Source organism: Brevundimonas intermedia, from assembly GCF_027922165.1.
Classification (GTDB): Bacteria; Pseudomonadota; Alphaproteobacteria; order Caulobacterales; family Caulobacteraceae; genus Brevundimonas; species Brevundimonas intermedia.
In genome coordinates, this window is record NZ_BSFD01000005.1 from 146,377 (window position 1) to 161,203 (window position 14,827).

16 protein-coding genes are annotated in these 14,827 nt (G+C 67.8%); 13 read left to right on the plus strand and 3 right to left on the minus strand.

Annotated elements, in window-relative coordinates; translation table 11 throughout:
• Positions 1-25 precede the first annotated feature (25 nt).
• The 5 genes from PKE72_RS09990 (at position 26) to PKE72_RS10010 (ending at position 4,887) form a co-directional block, all read left to right on the plus strand.
• Positions 26-1,471, plus strand: a complete 1,446-nt coding sequence (locus PKE72_RS09990) for an AMP nucleosidase (protein ID WP_271165226.1) — start codon at positions 26-28, stop codon at positions 1,469-1,471.
• 403 nt (positions 1,472-1,874) lie between these two features.
• The gene (locus PKE72_RS09995; RefSeq protein ID WP_271165227.1) at positions 1,875-2,498 is read left to right on the plus strand and encodes a hypothetical protein; all 624 of its coding nucleotides are present in this window, start codon (positions 1,875-1,877) and stop codon (positions 2,496-2,498) included.
• Entirely contained in the window at positions 2,498-2,800 is a 303-nt protein-coding gene (locus PKE72_RS10000; protein ID WP_271165228.1) for a winged helix-turn-helix domain-containing protein, read from the plus strand. The genes PKE72_RS09995 and PKE72_RS10000 overlap by 1 nt, the downstream gene beginning before the upstream one ends.
• A 9-nt stretch (positions 2,801-2,809) precedes the next feature.
• Positions 2,810-3,589, plus strand: a complete 780-nt coding sequence (locus PKE72_RS10005; RefSeq protein ID WP_271165229.1) for a tyrosine-protein phosphatase — start codon at positions 2,810-2,812, stop codon at positions 3,587-3,589.
• Positions 3,586-4,887: an anthranilate synthase component I family protein gene (locus PKE72_RS10010; protein ID WP_271165230.1), complete on the plus strand. Its 1,302-nt coding sequence runs from the start codon at positions 3,586-3,588 to the stop codon at positions 4,885-4,887. The genes PKE72_RS10005 and PKE72_RS10010 overlap by 4 nt, the downstream gene beginning before the upstream one ends.
• A gap of 13 nt (positions 4,888-4,900) precedes the next feature.
• Here PKE72_RS10010 and PKE72_RS10015 read toward each other — a convergent pair whose 3' ends face one another.
• Genes PKE72_RS10015 through PKE72_RS10025 form a run of 3 tightly spaced genes read right to left on the minus strand, consistent with a single transcriptional unit; the run spans position 4,901 to position 6,408 of the window.
• Positions 4,901-5,431, minus strand: coding sequence for a TadE/TadG family type IV pilus assembly protein (locus PKE72_RS10015; RefSeq protein ID WP_271165231.1), 531 nt, complete (start codon positions 5,429-5,431; stop codon positions 4,901-4,903).
• A 19-nt stretch (positions 5,432-5,450) separates the two neighbouring features.
• A complete protein-coding gene (locus PKE72_RS10020) occupies positions 5,451-5,993 on the minus strand; it encodes a TadE/TadG family type IV pilus assembly protein (RefSeq protein WP_271165232.1) in 543 nt (180 codons plus the stop codon).
• 10 nt (positions 5,994-6,003) lie between these two features.
• Complete coding sequence (locus PKE72_RS10025; RefSeq protein ID WP_271165233.1) at positions 6,004-6,408, minus strand: pilus assembly protein N-terminal domain-containing protein; 405 nt, start codon at positions 6,406-6,408, stop codon at positions 6,004-6,006.
• A gap of 236 nt (positions 6,409-6,644) precedes the next feature.
• On the opposite strand from PKE72_RS10025, the gene PKE72_RS10030 reads away from it, so the two are divergent.
• From PKE72_RS10030 to PKE72_RS10065, 8 genes are all read left to right on the plus strand, one after another.
• A complete protein-coding gene (locus PKE72_RS10030; RefSeq protein ID WP_271165234.1) occupies positions 6,645-6,821 on the plus strand; it encodes a Flp family type IVb pilin in 177 nt (58 codons plus the stop codon).
• A 117-nt stretch (positions 6,822-6,938) separates the two neighbouring features.
• On the plus strand, positions 6,939-7,454 hold the full coding sequence (locus PKE72_RS10035; protein ID WP_271165235.1) for an A24 family peptidase: 516 nt from the start codon (positions 6,939-6,941) through the stop codon (positions 7,452-7,454).
• A 124-nt stretch (positions 7,455-7,578) separates the two neighbouring features.
• Positions 7,579-8,487 (plus strand): Flp pilus assembly protein CpaB, encoded by a 909-nt coding sequence (cpaB, locus tag PKE72_RS10040; RefSeq protein ID WP_271165236.1) that lies wholly within the window; start codon positions 7,579-7,581, stop codon positions 8,485-8,487.
• Positions 8,488-8,498: 11 nt separating this feature from the next.
• On the plus strand, positions 8,499-9,908 hold the full coding sequence (locus PKE72_RS10045; RefSeq protein ID WP_271165237.1) for a type II and III secretion system protein family protein: 1,410 nt from the start codon (positions 8,499-8,501) through the stop codon (positions 9,906-9,908).
• Between the two features lie 8 nt (positions 9,909-9,916).
• On the plus strand, positions 9,917-10,576 hold the full coding sequence (locus tag PKE72_RS10050) for a CpaD family pilus assembly lipoprotein (RefSeq protein WP_271165238.1): 660 nt from the start codon (positions 9,917-9,919) through the stop codon (positions 10,574-10,576).
• A gap of 3 nt (positions 10,577-10,579) precedes the next feature.
• Positions 10,580-12,163: a cellulose synthase operon protein YhjQ/BcsQ gene (locus PKE72_RS10055; RefSeq protein ID WP_271165239.1), complete on the plus strand. Its 1,584-nt coding sequence runs from the start codon at positions 10,580-10,582 to the stop codon at positions 12,161-12,163.
• Positions 12,164-12,343: 180 nt separating this feature from the next.
• Entirely contained in the window at positions 12,344-13,834 is a 1,491-nt protein-coding gene (locus PKE72_RS10060) for a TadA family conjugal transfer-associated ATPase (RefSeq protein WP_373878085.1), read from the plus strand.
• Between the two features lie 3 nt (positions 13,835-13,837).
• Positions 13,838-14,818 carry a type II secretion system F family protein gene (locus PKE72_RS10065; protein WP_271165241.1) on the plus strand — a complete coding sequence of 327 codons (981 nt, stop codon included), beginning with the start codon at positions 13,838-13,840 and terminating at the stop codon, positions 14,816-14,818.
• The last annotated feature ends 9 nt before the right edge of the window (positions 14,819-14,827 follow it).

Consider the following 14,827-nt stretch of genomic DNA (forward strand, 5'->3'; position numbering starts at 1 on the left):
CCAAGAAGCTTCGCTAGAGGAAGTCATGACAGAACAGATGACAGCACAGGCGGCGCTGGACCGCCTCGAAACCCTCTACACCCAATCCGTGACCAACCTGCGCGACGCCGTGCGGGATTTCGTCAACACCGGCGCGCGGCCCGACCCGCTGAAACGCGCCGAAGGGGTGTTCGCCTATCCCGAACTTCGCATCCGTTGGGACGGGGATCGCCCCCAGGACCTGGAGCCGCGCGCCTATGCCCGGCTGTCGAAACAGGGGACTTACGCCACCACCGTCACCCGGCCGGACCTGTTCCGCCCCTATCTGACCGAACAGCTGGGCCTGCTGGAGCAGGAATATAATGCGACCTTCGAGGTCGGGATCTCGCGCCAGGAAATCCCCTTTCCCTATGTGACCGACGGACTGGAGGTGGCGCTGGACCGGTCGATGACGGCGGCCCTGGCGCGCTGGTTCCCGACCACGGACCTGGCCCATATCGGCGACGAGATCGCCGACGGCCTGTTCGACATGGGCGGCGACTTCCCCCTGTCGCATTTCGATGGCTTGCGGACCGACTTCTCGCTGGCGCGGCTGCGTCACTACACCGGCACGCCGGTGGACGACGTCCAGTCCTATGTCCTGTTCACCAACTATAATCGCTACGTCGACGAGTTCGTGCGCTGGGCCATCGAACAGCTTCAGACGCCGGGCACGCCCTATGAGACCCTGTCCTGCGCGGGCGGCGTCGTCATCACGCGCGAGACGGCCAACCCCGAGGCGGCGATCAGCGACACGGCCTGGAAGAAGCACCAGATGCCGGCCTATCACCTGACCGCGCCGGGTCATAAGGGCGTGACCCTGGTCAATATCGGGGTCGGTCCGTCCAACGCCAAGACGATCACCGACCACCTCGCCGTCACCCGTCCGCATGTCTGGCTGATGATCGGTCACTGCGGGGGCTTACGCGCCAGCCAGACCATCGGCGACTATGTCCTGGCCCACGCCTATCTGCGCGATGACCATGTGCTGGACGCGGTCCTTCCGCCGGACATCCCCATCCCGTCCATCGCCGAGGTGCAGCGCGCCCTGTATGACGCCACCAAGTCGGTCAGCGGCATGCCGGGCGACGAGGTCAAGCTGCGCCTGCGCACCGGCACGGTCGTCACCACCGACGACCGGAACTGGGAGCTGCGCTATTCCAAGTCGGCCCTGCGCTTCAACCAGAGCCGCGCCGTCGCCATCGACATGGAAAGCGCCACCATCGCCGCCCAGGGCTATCGGTTCCGCGTCCCCTACGGCACCCTGTTGTGCGTCTCGGACAAGCCCCTGCACGGCGAGATCAAACTGCCGGGCCAGGCCAACCGATTCTACGAAGGCTCGATCTCGGAGCATTTGCAGATCGGCATCCAGGCGGTGGACCTGATGCGGAACGAGGGCTCGCGCCTGCACTCCCGCAAACTGCGCGCCTTCGACGAGCCGCCGTTCAGGTGATCGCCGCACGTCTCCTTGGCCTTGAGGGTCGTCGGGGATCTGGGGCGAGGAGCCGACGGCGATTCCGCTCTTCTTTCGTCATTCCGGGCGCAGCGTAGCGTAGACCCGGAACCCAGCGGCGCCGAAGGCGAAATCCATCCGCAGCACATTGTTTGTAGATCGCGTCCGCGACAGTTTCGCGCTCTCGCGCGCCGCTGGGTTCCGGGTCTTCGGGCCAAGCGGCCCTTCGCCCGGAATGACGAAAGAGAAGGCGTTGCGCGCACAATGACGCTCCCCGCCTTGTGGGAAGAGGGATCGCCGCGCCGCATCCCCCAATTTGGAGTGTTTCGGTTCTGAAAAAGCACTTTACAGCATAAAGCGCATTGTGCATCCTGTGATCATCGGATTTCAGGAGGAGGGCGCCATGACGCGCGACACACAGACTATTCAGGATGACATCGCCTATATGCGGGCCCTGGCCCAGGAGGGACGCCACGCGCCCTTGCTGGCGGGGCCGATTCTCGTGTCCGCCGCCGTCATTTTCGGCGGGGCCAATCTGGGGCAATGGGCGCTGTTGACCGGCGTGATCGACGCCGGCCCCTGGGCGCCGGTCTGGCTGTGGATCGGGGCCGGCCTTGTCTTCGGCGCGGCCCTGGCGGTTCTGATTGGTCGGATGAAGGGCAAGCCGGGCTTCAACTCCTCGGGCAATCGCGCCGTAGGCGCGGCCTGGACGGCGGTGGGGTACGGTATCTTCGCCACCTGGTTGGGTCTGATGGCCATGGGGCTGAAGACCGGCGACTGGTCGGCCATGATGGCCATGCCTACCGTGGTCTTCGTGGCTTATGGCTCGGCCTGGATCATCGGCGGGACGATGACGAACACGCGCTGGATGACCCTGACAGGGCTCGGGTCCTATGTCGGAGCGGTGGCTATGGGCTGGTTCGCGGGTGACATGGCCGTGTACCTGGTCTTCACGCTGGTGATCTTCGCCGTCGCCCTGGTGCCCGGCCTGATCCTGATGCGGCAGGAACCGTCGGAGATCGTCTAATGGCGGACGACTTCGATATCAGCCGCATCGACGAGGTGATTCACGGGCGGATCCGGCTGGGCATCATGGCCTATCTGTCCGGGGCCGAGGCGGCGGATTTCAATACGCTGAAGGCCCGGTTGCAGACGACCGACGGCAATCTGTCGGTCCATCTGCGAAAGCTGGAGGAGGCGGGCTTCGTCGCCGTGACAAAGAGTTTCGTCGGTCGCAAGCCCCTGACTGAAGCGTCTCTGACCGAGGAAGGTCGCGCTGCCTTCGTCGCCTATCTGGACGCCATGGCGGGGCTTCTTCCCGCGCGCTAGAAGACGGGCATGAGCGACCGTCTCCACGCCTTCGAAGCCATCGACAACTTCCGCGACTATGGCGACTACGCCTCGGCGGCCGGGCGACGCGTGCGTCCCGGCCGCCTGTTGCGTTCGGCCCATCACGCCCGCGCCAGCGACGCCGATCTGGAGCGGCTGAAGGGGTTGAACCTGGGGGTGGTGGTCGATCTGCGCCGGCCGGGCGAGCGGCGGGACCAGCCGTCGCGACGCCACGACGGTTTTGACGCCCTGGTGATCGAGGGCGGGATCGACGACGGGGCGGAGGCGCCGCACATCACCTTTCTGAAGACGGCGGACCTGACGCCGGATTCGGGCCGGCGGTTCATGACGCAGACCTATCGGTCCCTGCCGTTCGACGCCTCGCACATCGATGTCTTCGGCCGCTACTTCCAGGCATTAGGCGATCAGGACCGGCCGGTCCTGATCCATTGCGCGGCGGGCAAGGACCGGACCGGTTTCCTCGCCGCCCTGACCCATCATCTGCTGGGCGTACACCGCGACGATCTGGTCGAGGATTATCTGCTGACCAACACCGCCGTCGATCTGGCCGGCCGCGCCCCCTCCATCGCGCGGCAGCTGCACAAGATGACCGGCCGCGTCGCCTCCGACGACGCGGTGGTGGCCTTCCTCGGCGTCGAGCCTGCCTATCTCGAAGCGGCCTTCGCCGAGGTCGAGGCGCGGCATGGCTCGCTGGACGCCTATCTGGATCAGGCTCTGGGCGTCGACGCCGCGCTGCGGGCGCGGATCGAGGCGCGGCTGTCGGCGTGACTGACGGTCTGACCCATGTCGTCGTCCACGATCATCCGTGGACGGATCCTCTGGCGGCGGCGGCCGGGATGGGCGGGGCGGACGGCGCCCTGGCCCTGCTGTCTGACGGCGGACCGGAAGGGCGCTGGTCCCATGTGGCGACGGCGCCGGACCGGGTTCACTTGGGCGCGCTCGAGGCCGACCTGTTCGCCCCCTTGCGCGACCCAGCCTGGGGCGCAGGGACGGTCGGGCTGGCCGCTTATGACGCCGGCGCGCGTCAAGCGACGGGGGAACGGCCGGTGCTCTGGCCCGATCTTATCCTGGCCCGTTATCCGGCCCTGCTGAGTTTCGACCATCATCAGGGCCGCGTCCGCGCCGTCGGTCGAGGGCGCGGCCTGGCCGAGGCCGCCGTCGCCGCGGACCGCGCCGCCGGCTGGCTAGCCGCCGCCCGTCCGCCCGCCTCGCCCGAAGCGCCGGCGGAGGCCTTCACCCCCGAGGCGGAGGACCAGGCCTATTGCGACGGCGTCGCCCAGGTCGTGGCCCGGATCGGAGCCGGCGAGCTGTTTCAGGCCAATATCGCCCGCGCCTGGGGCGGCGCCCTTAAGCCCGAGGCCGATCCGTTCGACGTCTTTCTGCGACTGCAACAGGGGCGGGCCTCGCCCTATGGCGCCTTCTGGCGGATCGGCGACCGGGCCCTGGTGTCCAATTCCCCCGAACTGTTCCTGGCCTTTGACGGCGAGACCCGCCGCATCGAGGCGCGGCCGATCAAGGGCACGCGCGCCCGTTCAGTCGATCCAGTCGAGGACGCGGCCCTGGCCGCCGCGCTTCAGGCCAGCGCCAAGGATCGGGCTGAAAACCTGATGATCGTCGATCTGATGCGCAACGACCTGGCCCGCGCCTCGCGCTTCGGCTCGGTGGCGGTCGAGCGACTATTTGCGATCGAGAGCCACCCCACCGTCCATCATCTGGTCTCGACCGTGGTCGGTCGCGCCGAGCCGGGGGTGACGCCGGCCGACCTGCTGGACGCGACCTTCCCACCCGGCTCGATCACCGGCGCGCCCAAGCATCAGGCCATGAAGGTCATCGCCGATCTGGAGCCGCCGCGCGGCGCCTGGTGCGGATCGCTGTTCATTCTGGAAGAGGGCGGCGGCCTGACCGCCTCTGTGCTGATCCGCACCGCGTCGTTCGAGCGACGCGACGGCGGCTGGACCTATCGCACCCTGGCCGGGGCGGGGATTGTCGCCGACAGCGATCCCCAGGCGGAATTGGCCGAGACCGAGGTGAAGATATCCGCCCTGCGGCACGCCCTTGTCGGTTGATCAGGCGGGGTGATCAGCAGGTCGTGCAGGTGATGACGGCGGACCGGCGCGGCTCCAGCAGGGCGCGGCGCTCGAACCTGAACTCCGGCAGGAACTGCTGGAAGGGCGACGCATAAGTATAGGCCACTTCGGCGATGATCACCGACTCGCCGTTGGCCAGCATGTCGTCGGGCACCTTGGCGGCGGCGACGGTCAGATCCCCGGACAGGGCGCCGGTGGTCTTGGAACTGCGGCTCCAGTCCACCTTGTAGCTGGACGCCGACACGCGGGTGACGCTGCTGATCCTCTGCTCCAGATCCGTAGAGTTGAAGGGAGCCATGATGCCGGGACCGGCCTCGAATATGCCGTCCACGTCGGTCGCGGTCAGGACGGTGGACTGCGCAGCCAGATCGGCGACGGCGGCGGCCACGTGATTGGTCCGTCTCAGCGCCATATAGCCCTGACACAGGTCCACCAGCCCGGCGTAGAACAGGATCATCACCGGGGCGATCAGGGCGAATTCGACCGCAGACACGCCCCGCTCGTCGCCGGCCAGTCTGCGCAAGAGTTTTCGGATCGAGACCCTAGGCATTCCACGGCTCGTTGCGGAAGGCGGTGGTGGACGAAATGACGACCTCGCCCGCGCCGCCGCTGGCGACGGCCTGGGTCAGAGAAGGGGCGATCATGGGCTGGCGATACCAGATCCGCACCAGGATCAGGTCCTGGGCGTCGCCGCCGTCATAACTGTCCTCATCGGGCACGCCGTCGCCGTCTGCGTCAGCGCCCTCGTCTTCGGCGGCGAAATGGGCGACCACACGGACGTCGACCGTGGTGCGCGCGGCGCAGTCGCTCTGGAATACGCTCATATTGTCGCAGAAGGCCGTCTTGAATTTGGCGGCGTCGAAGCCCTGCTGCTGGGCCTGCCCCGTGCGGATCAGACGGGTGGCGTCGACCACGGCGTTTTCGGCGACGGCGTCGATCATGAAGACCAGGCCCAGCTCGAGCAGCGAATACAGCAGCACGAAAAAGGGTACGGCCACCATGGCGAATTCGACCGCAGCCGCGCCCTCGCGCGCCTTGCGGGCGTCGGCGCGGCGGGGCTGGATCAAGACAGGGTGACGGATCATCAAGTGGTCTCTAGGGCGCGACGGCGGCCGTCGCGCCTTGAGACTTGCGCACGCTGGGGGCGCAGGACGAACCGCACGCCATTTCGGTCGCCTGGGCCCCGCGCCAGACGCGCACCGTGCCGGTCGAGCCGCCGGTGACGACGATTTCGCGCTGGAACAGGGTGCGGCCCAGGCTATCCACGGCGACGACCTCGGTCACGCCATAGCCCTTGCCGAGGATGAACAGGGTGTTGGCGTCCACCACGGTGACGTCGGCGATCCCCGGATTGCCGACGATGACGGAGGAGGCCGGACCGCTCAGTTGAACCCGGGCGGAGCGATCGATCTCGACATTCAGGGCGCTGTTCTGGGCGACGGCGGCCACGGGCGAGGCGATCAGGGCGACGGCGAGCAGGGTCGGGAGGAGGCGGGGCATCGGCTCTCTGGTGCGATAGCGCGTATGAACGCGGACGCGCGCATATTGCCGCCGGCTTCCTCAACAAAGGCTGAAGCAGCCCGATTCGGATTTTCTTTGGTGAATCCGAATGTAACCACAATTCGTGACTCAGCCTTAATAGGCGTTGGCCATTCTGTCCCTGCGTTTGGGGGTCAAGCGGGCTACCGGCTCCCCCCGCCTAGTTGCTCGCTGGACATTTAATCAAAGGAACTACCATGACCAAGTTCATCTCGCGTTTCGCCAAAGACGAATCGGGCGCCACGGCCATCGAATACGGCCTGATCGCGGCTCTGATCGCCGTCGTCATCATCACCGCCCTGACCACCCTGGGCACGAACCTTGACGCTACCTTCAAGGGCGTGAGCGACAAGCTCTCCAAGCCCGCCGCCTAAGACGCGGTCAAGTCTTGAAACCGGGAAGGGCCGGGGCGGCGACGCCCCGGCCCTTTCTCTTTGTCCTTTACGGACGGGGGAAACGCGGCCTTAATGTCCGGCCCGTAAGGATGAGGGATGCACGCCTTCCTCCTCCTGGCCCTGGGCCTGATGCCTGCGCTCGTCATCATCGGCGGTCTGCATGACCTGGTGACGATGAAGATTCCGAACTGGATCTCGCTGGCGCTGATCGTGCTGTTCTTCCCGGTCGCCTTGGCGGCGGGGCTCGGCCTGATCGACATGGGCGTCCATGTCGGAGTCGCCATCCTGGCCCTTATCGTCGGCATGGGGATGTTCGCCCTGAACTGGATCGGCGGCGGCGACGCCAAGCTGATCGCCGCCAGCTGCCTGTGGCTGGGCTGGAGCGGCTCGGCCATGTTCCTGCTGTGGACCGGCGTCGCGGGGGGCCTGTTCTGCCTGCTGCTGATTGCGGCGCGGCAGCATCTTCAATTCCTTGCGCCCACGGCGCCCGGCTGGGTCGCCCGGTTGCTGGAGCCCAAGGGCCATATCCCCTATGGCGTCGCCATCGCCATCGGCGCCCTGCTCGCCTTCCCCGAGGCTGATCTGATGAGCGGCTTTCTGGCCGGACGGTGACGCCGTCCCCGCTCGACCGGGCCGCGTCAAGCTTAGGAACGCATTAACCCGCAGGCCTCATGATTGTTAACGGCAGCGCACCATGGACCGGGTCCGGGTCGCGGCGTCTGTCGGAGTTCTCTGGATGAAGCCCGCCCGTATCGTCGTCATCTGCATCGCCGCCGTGTCGGCGCTCGGCCTGGCCCTGGTGGTTCGCGCCATGGGCAATGGCGCCCCGGCAGCGCCGGCCGCCGCGGCGTCCGTCGAGGCGCGCCCCATGGCCAAGATCCTGGTCGCGGCCAAGGATCTCGAGCCCGGCAAACGGCTGACCGAAGGCGACCTGGCCTGGAAGGACTGGCCGCTGGACGAGGTCAATCCCGCCTTCATCACCGACGGCTCCACCCCTGTGCCCGCCAAGCCGGCCACCGAAAGCACGGCTGAAAAGACCGAGGCCGCCGTCGAGGGCACGGCCAAGGCTGTCGCCAAGATCGCCGGCCCGGGCGCCAAGGCGGACTATGTCGGCTCGGTCGTGCGTGAACCCATTCTGGCCGGAGAGCCCATCGTGGGCCGCAAGATCGTGCGCGCGGGCGACAGCGGCTATCTGGCCGCCTATCTGGAGCCCGGCATGCGGGCCATGGCGATCGGCGTGACGGTGGAATCGGCCGCCGGCGGCTTCATCCTGCCGGGCGACCGGGTGGACGTGGTCTTCACCGGAGAGGACAAGAGCGGCGTCGAAGGCGGCGGCGGCAAGTTCATCGCCGGCACCGTCCTGCATAACGTCAAGGTCCTGGCCATCGACCAGTCGACCCGCGCCGGCGACGACGAACAGGCCGTGGTGGGCGCCACCGCGACACTCGAGGTCGGCCCGCGCGACGCTGAGATCCTGGCCCAGGCCAAGGCCCAGGGCGTGCTGTCCCTGTCGCTGCGCTCCTATGCCGACACCGCCGGGCCTTCCGGCTCGCTACGCCGCGGTCCCGCCCCCGGTCCCGCCCCGTCTCAGCCCCAGACCGTCCGCATCTACCGCGGCGGCGCCCCCGAGGTGGTGACGCCGTGAGAAAGACGATCATGCGCAAGACCGCCGTCCTCGCCTGCGCCCTGCTGGCGGGCCTGGCCGCCGCGCCCGCCCTGAGCGTGGCCCAGAGCCGCACCGCCGTCTCGACCGGCGCGGCCCCCCGACTTATCAACCTGCCGCGCGGGACCTCTTTCGCCGTCGACCTGCCGGCCGACGCGCGCGACGTCATCGTCTCCAACCCGCAGGTGGCCGAGGCCATGCTGCACTCGCCGCGCCGCATCACCGTCATCGGCGTCGCGCCGGGTGAGACCGACGCCGTCTTCCTGGACGCGGCCGGCCGCACCATTCTCAGCCTGCGCGTCCGCGTGGACGCCGGAACCAGCGCTCTGCAGGACACCCTGACCCGCCTGATCCCGGGCGGTTCCATCCAGGCCGAGGCGGTCAACGACACCATCATCCTGACGGGCACGGCCTCCAGCCCGTCCCAGGCGGACCAGGCGCGTCGCGTCGCCGGCGCCTTCGTCAGCGCGCCCGAGAAGGTCATCAATCTGATCGGCGTCACCGGATCCGACCAGGTCACGGTCAAGGCCCGGATCGTCGAGGTGCAGCGCTCGGCGGTCAAGCAACTGGGCATGGACGTCAGCGCGGTGTTGAACACCGTCGGCGACGGTCTGGCCCTGAGCCAGACCTCGACCTTCGCGGTCAACGGCAACCTGCTGGGCGGCGGCGGTCTCGGCTATCTCGACAGAAGCGGAAACGGCAACAGCCTGTCGGCCACCGTCAAGGCGTTCGAGCGCGCCGGCCTGATGCGCACCTTGGCCGAACCCAATCTGACCTCGGTCAACGGCGAGAACGCCGAGTTCCTGGCCGGCGGGGAATTCCCGGTGCCGGTCGGCCTGTCCGACGACGGCAACGGCGCGCGCGTCGGGATCGAGTTCAAGCCTTACGGCGTGCGTCTGGCCGTGCGGCCGATCGTCCAGTCGGCAGGCCGGATATCGTTGCAATTGTCGACCGAGGTGTCCGAACTCAGCACCGACGGCGCCTTTACCCTGGGAACGGACTCGACCACCCTGGTTATCCCGGGTCTGACTGTGCGCCGCGCCTCGACCACGGTCGAGCTGCCCTCCGGCGGTTCGCTGATGATCGCCGGCCTGCTGAGCGAATCGACGCGCCAGAACGTCGACAAACTGCCGGCGCTCGGCGATGTGCCGGTGCTGGGCGCGCTGTTCCGGTCGCGCGACTATCTGTCGGGCGAGACCGAGCTGGTCATCATCATCGAGGCCTATCTGGCGTCGCCCACGGCGCCGGGGAGCATGCAGACGCCAGCCGACGGCCTGCATATCGCCAATGACGCCCAGACCATCCTGTTCGGACAACTGAGCCAGACCTACGGCACGCCTCAGGCTGCACCCGGACCCGCATCCGCCGGCTGGTCTGGCCCCGTGGGCTATGTGATCGAATGAGCCGCTCCATGATCAGACTCGCCGCCCTCTTCGCCGTCTCGGCCCTGGTTTCGGCCTGCGCCTCCGCCGGATCGACCGGCGCGCCGCCCCTGACCGCCACATCCCGCTATGTGCTGCAGGTCGAACCGGGCGTCGATCGCATAGCCCTGGCGGTGCATGACAACGGGCTGTCGTCCACGCAGCAGGCGGCCCTGGCGGATCTCGCCGCTCGTTTCGTCCAGGCCCGCGGGGACATCATCCGTGTCGAGACCCCGACCGGCGACGATCCGGTCGCGCATCAGGTCGCCTGGAACACCCGTGACGCCTTGGTCGCGCGCGGCGTCCCCGCCGGCCGGGTTCAGGTCGTCTCTTATGACGCCCCCGCCGCCCGTGCGCCGATCCTCGCCGGGTTCGAGACCGTGCAGGCCTTCATTCCCAACTGCGCCGCCACCCAGGTCGGCATGCGCTCCAGTTTCTCGAACCAGCCGTCGGCGTCGTTCGGCTGCGCCGTGACCGCCAATCTGGCCGCTCAGATCGCCAATCCCCGCGACATCGTCGCCCCGGCGGCGCTCGCCGCCTCGGACACGGGGCGTCGTGGCAAGGTGTTCGACACCTATCGCGCCGGCGCCATGACCTCGGCGCCGCAGGAGCCGTTGATCGACGGCGAGATCTCGAGAGCGGTCGACTAGTTCATGACCATCCCCGCTTCCCGAACTCCCGAGCCCTACGACGATCCCTATGACGTCGATATGGATTTTTCGGAGGCCGCCGCCTTCCCTAGCGAGCCTGCGCGTTCGCCGCTTCAGTTCACGCCGCCCGCCTCAATGCCGACTTCAGCGGAAGCTCAGACTCTGACCCCGCCCGCCGTCGCCACCGGCTTCAATCCTGTCGGCGACCTGCTGGCCCAGGCCCAGTCGACCTTGACGCCGGCGCCGGCGGACGTGGCCGTGTCGGATATCGCCCCGTCAGCCCTGCCGTCCGCCGGTTTGGCGCCTTCGAGCGTGGCCCCCGTTGGTTTGGCCCCGTCCAGCGCCATCGGCGAGGTGTCGGTGCCGCGCATCGCCATCCATGTCTTCGCCGAGCGCCAGGACACCCTGGCGGCGGCCGAGCGCGCCGCCCAGGATCGTCGCCTGTCGCGCGCCACCACCCAGATCCGCATCGGCGGGATCATGGCGGCCGTGGCCGCCTATCAGCAGGAACCGACGCCGCCGCTGATCATCGTCGAATGCCTGAAGGACCCCCAGACCCTGTTGTGGGAGGTCGATCAGCTGGCCGAGGTCTGTGATGCGGGCACCAAGGTCATCGTCGTCGGCCCGACCAACGACATTCTGCTGTTCCGTGAGCTGATGCGGCGCGGCGTCAGCGAGTATTTGGTGGGGCCGCTCCAGCCCCTGCAATTGATCGCGGCCATCGGCGGCCTGTTCAACGACCCGGCCCAGCCGTTCGTCGGCCGCTCCATCGCCTTCGTCGGCGCGCGGGGCGGGGCCGGGGCCTCGGCCGTGGCGCACAACACCGCCTATGCGATCTCGGAACGGATCGGCGCCAACACCGTCATCGTCGATTACGACCTGCCGTTCGGCACCGCCGGCCTGGACTTCAACCAGGATCCGCTGAGCGGCGTCGCCGACGCCCTGGGTCAGCCGGACCGCCTGGATTCGACCCTGCTGGACCGGATGATGGTCCGCTGCACCGACAAGCTCAGCCTGTTCGCAGCGCCCGCCACCCTGGACACCGACTGGGACATCTCCACCGAGGCCTTCGAAGAGGTGACGACGCGCATCCGCTCGACCGCCCCCTTCGTGGTCCTGGACCTGCCGCACCTGTGGTCGCCCTGGATGCGTCGCACCCTGATCAGCGCCGACGAGGTGGTGATCGTGGCTACCCCCGACCTGGCTTCGCTGCGCAACGCCAAGAACATGATGGACCTGATCCGCTCGGGTCGGCCGAACGACGCCCCGCCGCGCCTAGTGCTGAACCAGGTCGGGGTGCCGGCCCGTCCCGAGATCCCGGCGAAGGATTTCGGTGCGGCCCTGGGCGTCCATCCCAGCCTGATCATTCCGTTCGACGCCAAGACCTTCGGCGCCGCCGCCAACAACGGCCAGATGATCCTGGACGCGGGCGCCAAGACCAAGGCGGCCGAGGCCTTCCAGACCCTGGCCCAGATCGTCTCGCGGCGCGAGATTCCGGCCCTCGCCGGACCCAAGGCCAAGCCGGGCAAGACCAGCGGCGCGACCGAGTCGAAGTCGCTGTTCGCCGGCATGTTCAAGAAGCGCTGACGGGTGTTCGGAAAGCGCACAGGTCAGCCCGGCGCCACGACGGTCCCCCTGCGTCCCGCGCCCGCGGCCGGCGGGGGGCCTGACGTCGCAGCCGCCCCTCGTCAGCCGACGCCGGGTGTGCAGACCGAGGCCTTCGCCTTTGGCGGGGGCGATGTCGAGCCTGCAACCGAAGCCTTCGCCATGGCCGAAGCCCCAGCCCAGTTCGGCGGGGCCTCGTCCGGCGCAATGGCCGGTTCGGCAAAGGCCGACCGCCTGGATGCTCTGGCGTCTCGGCCCTCGCCTGACGCGCCCCAGGCCGCCGCCCCCCAGGGCGGAAAGCCGGGCGTCGGTCCCAAGGCCACGGCCGGCTTCGAACAGCTGAAAAAGGCCCAGGCGGTCGCCGAGATCGTCCGGGAACAGAGCGACTATTACCACGCCACGAAGACCACCATCTTCAACGCGCTGATGAACACCATCGACCTGGCCCAGCTGGCCCAGCTGGACACCAAGGCCGCATCGGAAGAGATCCGCGACATCGTCGCCGAACTGGTGGCGATCAAGAACGTCTCCATGTCGGTCGCCGAGCAGGAGCATCTGGTCCAGGACATCGTCAACGACGTCCTCGGCTACGGCCCGCTGGAGCCGCTGCTGTCCCGCGACGACATCGCCGACATCATGGTCAACGGCGCCGGCCGGGTCTTCATCGAGGTCGCCGGCAAGGTCCAGCTGACCAATGTCCGCTTCCGCGACAACAACCAGCTGATGAACATCTGTCAGCGGATCGTGTCCCAGGTCGGCCGCCGCGTCGACGAGTCGAGCCCGATCTGCGACGCCCGACTGCCCGACGGATCGCGCGTCAACGTCATCGCCCCGCCCCTGGCGCTGGACGGCCCGACCCTGACGATCCGGAAGTTCAAGAAGGACAAGCTGACGATGAAGAATCTGGTGGACTACAAGTCCATCAGTCCCGAGGGCGCGCGCGTCCTGGGCGTCATCGGCGCCTCGCGCTGCAATATCGTCATCTCGGGCGGCACCGGCTCGGGCAAGACGACCCTGCTGAACACCCTGACCGCCTTCATCGACCCGACCGAACGCGTCATCACCTGCGAGGACGCCGCCGAGCTTCAGCTGCAGCAGCCGCATGTCGTGCGCCTGGAAACCCGCCCGCCGAACCTGGAAGGCCAGGGCACCATCACCATGCGCGACCTAGTGAAGAACTGTCTGCGGATGCGTCCCGAACGGATCATCGTCGGCGAGGTGCGCGGCCCCGAGGCCTTCGACCTGTTGCAGGCCATGAACACCGGCCACGACGGCTCCATGGGCACGCTTCACGCCAACTCCCCGCGTGAGGCCATCAGCCGGATGGAGTCGATGATCACCATGGGCGGCTACGGCCTGCCGTCCAAGACCATCCGCGAGATGATCGTCGGCTCGGTCGACGTCATCATCCAGGCCGCCCGCCTGCGCGACGGTTCGCGCCGCATCACCCACATCACCGAGGTGGTCGGTCTGGAAGGCGATGTGATCGTGACCCAGGATCTGTTCGTCTACGACATCACCGGCGAGGACGAGCACGGCAAGGTCATCGGCCGTCACCGCTCGACCGGCATCGCCCGTCCCCGCTTCTGGGACCGCGCCCGCTACTATGGGCTCGAGCGCGAACTGGCCGACGCCCTCGACGCGGCGGAGTAGGACATGTTGCCGATCCTCGCGGCGGTCCTCGCCTTCATCACCATCGGCGGCCTGGGCTGGGTCTTCGTCGGCGGCGACGATTCCTCGGGCCAGGCCGTCAAGCGCGCCAAGAGTCTGGGCGAGAACAAGCGCGAGGCCGCCACCGCCCGCAAGGCCGCCGCCGCCGCCAATACGCCCGAGGCGCGGCGCAAGCAGATCATGATCCAGCTTCAGGAGGCGGACCGGCGTGAGCGCAAGGCGCGCGCCAATATGTCGTCGAAGCTGAAACAGGCCGGCCTGACCGTCAGTGTTCGGATTTTCTATATCGCCAGCGCCGTCGTGGGCCTGATCGCCGGCTTCTCCGCCCTTCTGGGCGGCCTGAATATGCTGCTGGCGCTCGGCGTCGGGGTGGTCGTCGGTCTGGGCCTGCCGCGCTGGGTCGTCGGCTTCCTGGCCAAGCGGCGGATGAAGAAATTCTCGCTCGAGTTTCCCAATGCGGTGGACGTCATCGTTCGCGGCATCAAGTCGGGCCTGCCGGTCCACGAGTGTTTCAAGATCATCGCCCGCGAGAGTCCCGCGCCCCTGGGCCCGGCCTTCAAGAAGCTGGTCGAGGCCTTGGGCGTCGGCATGACGCTGGAGCAGGCGCTGGACAAGATGTTCGAACAGATGCCGACGCCCGAACTGCGCTTCTTCACCATCGTCATCGCCATCCAGCAGAAGACCGGCGGCAACCTGGCCGAAGCCCTGGGCAATCTGTCGACCGTGCTGCGCGCTCGCCGGATGATGGCCGAGAAGGTCAAGGCCTTGTCGTCCGAGGCCCTGGCCTCGGCCGGCATCATCGCCGCCCTGCCGCCGGCGGTCATGACCATGGTCATGTTCTCGAGCCCCAGCTACATGATGATCCTGTTCACCGACATGCGCGGCAACTTCCTGCTGCTGGTCGCGGCCGCCCTGATGAGTCTGGGCGTCTTCGTGATGAAGCGCATGATCTCGTTCAAGATCTGAGGCGGGGAC

What these genes read in the sequence shown, in the direction of transcription:
- PKE72_RS09990 (WP_271165226.1), top strand. Translation starts at nt 26, where the DNA reads ATGACAGAACAGATGACAGCACAGGCGGCGCTGGACCGCCTCGAAACC.
- PKE72_RS09995 (WP_271165227.1), top strand. Translation starts at nt 1,875, where the DNA reads ATGACGCGCGACACACAGACTATTCAGGATGACATCGCCTATATGCGG.
- PKE72_RS10000 (WP_271165228.1), top strand. Translation starts at nt 2,498, where the DNA reads ATGGCGGACGACTTCGATATCAGCCGCATCGACGAGGTGATTCACGGG.
- PKE72_RS10005 (WP_271165229.1), top strand. Translation starts at nt 2,810, where the DNA reads ATGAGCGACCGTCTCCACGCCTTCGAAGCCATCGACAACTTCCGCGAC.
- PKE72_RS10020 (WP_271165232.1), bottom strand. Translation starts at nt 5,993, where the DNA reads ATGATCCGTCACCCTGTCTTGATCCAGCCCCGCCGCGCCGACGCCCGC.
- PKE72_RS10025 (WP_271165233.1), bottom strand. Translation starts at nt 6,408, where the DNA reads ATGCCCCGCCTCCTCCCGACCCTGCTCGCCGTCGCCCTGATCGCCTCG.
- PKE72_RS10030 (WP_271165234.1), top strand. Translation starts at nt 6,645, where the DNA reads ATGACCAAGTTCATCTCGCGTTTCGCCAAAGACGAATCGGGCGCCACG.
- PKE72_RS10035 (WP_271165235.1), top strand. Translation starts at nt 6,939, where the DNA reads ATGCACGCCTTCCTCCTCCTGGCCCTGGGCCTGATGCCTGCGCTCGTC.
- cpaB (WP_271165236.1), top strand. Translation starts at nt 7,579, where the DNA reads ATGAAGCCCGCCCGTATCGTCGTCATCTGCATCGCCGCCGTGTCGGCG.
- PKE72_RS10045 (WP_271165237.1), top strand. Translation starts at nt 8,499, where the DNA reads ATGCGCAAGACCGCCGTCCTCGCCTGCGCCCTGCTGGCGGGCCTGGCC.
- PKE72_RS10050 (WP_271165238.1), top strand. Translation starts at nt 9,917, where the DNA reads ATGATCAGACTCGCCGCCCTCTTCGCCGTCTCGGCCCTGGTTTCGGCC.
- PKE72_RS10055 (WP_271165239.1), top strand. Translation starts at nt 10,580, where the DNA reads ATGACCATCCCCGCTTCCCGAACTCCCGAGCCCTACGACGATCCCTAT.
- PKE72_RS10060 (WP_373878085.1), top strand. Translation starts at nt 12,344, where the DNA reads ATGGCCGAAGCCCCAGCCCAGTTCGGCGGGGCCTCGTCCGGCGCAATG.
- PKE72_RS10065 (WP_271165241.1), top strand. Translation starts at nt 13,838, where the DNA reads ATGTTGCCGATCCTCGCGGCGGTCCTCGCCTTCATCACCATCGGCGGC.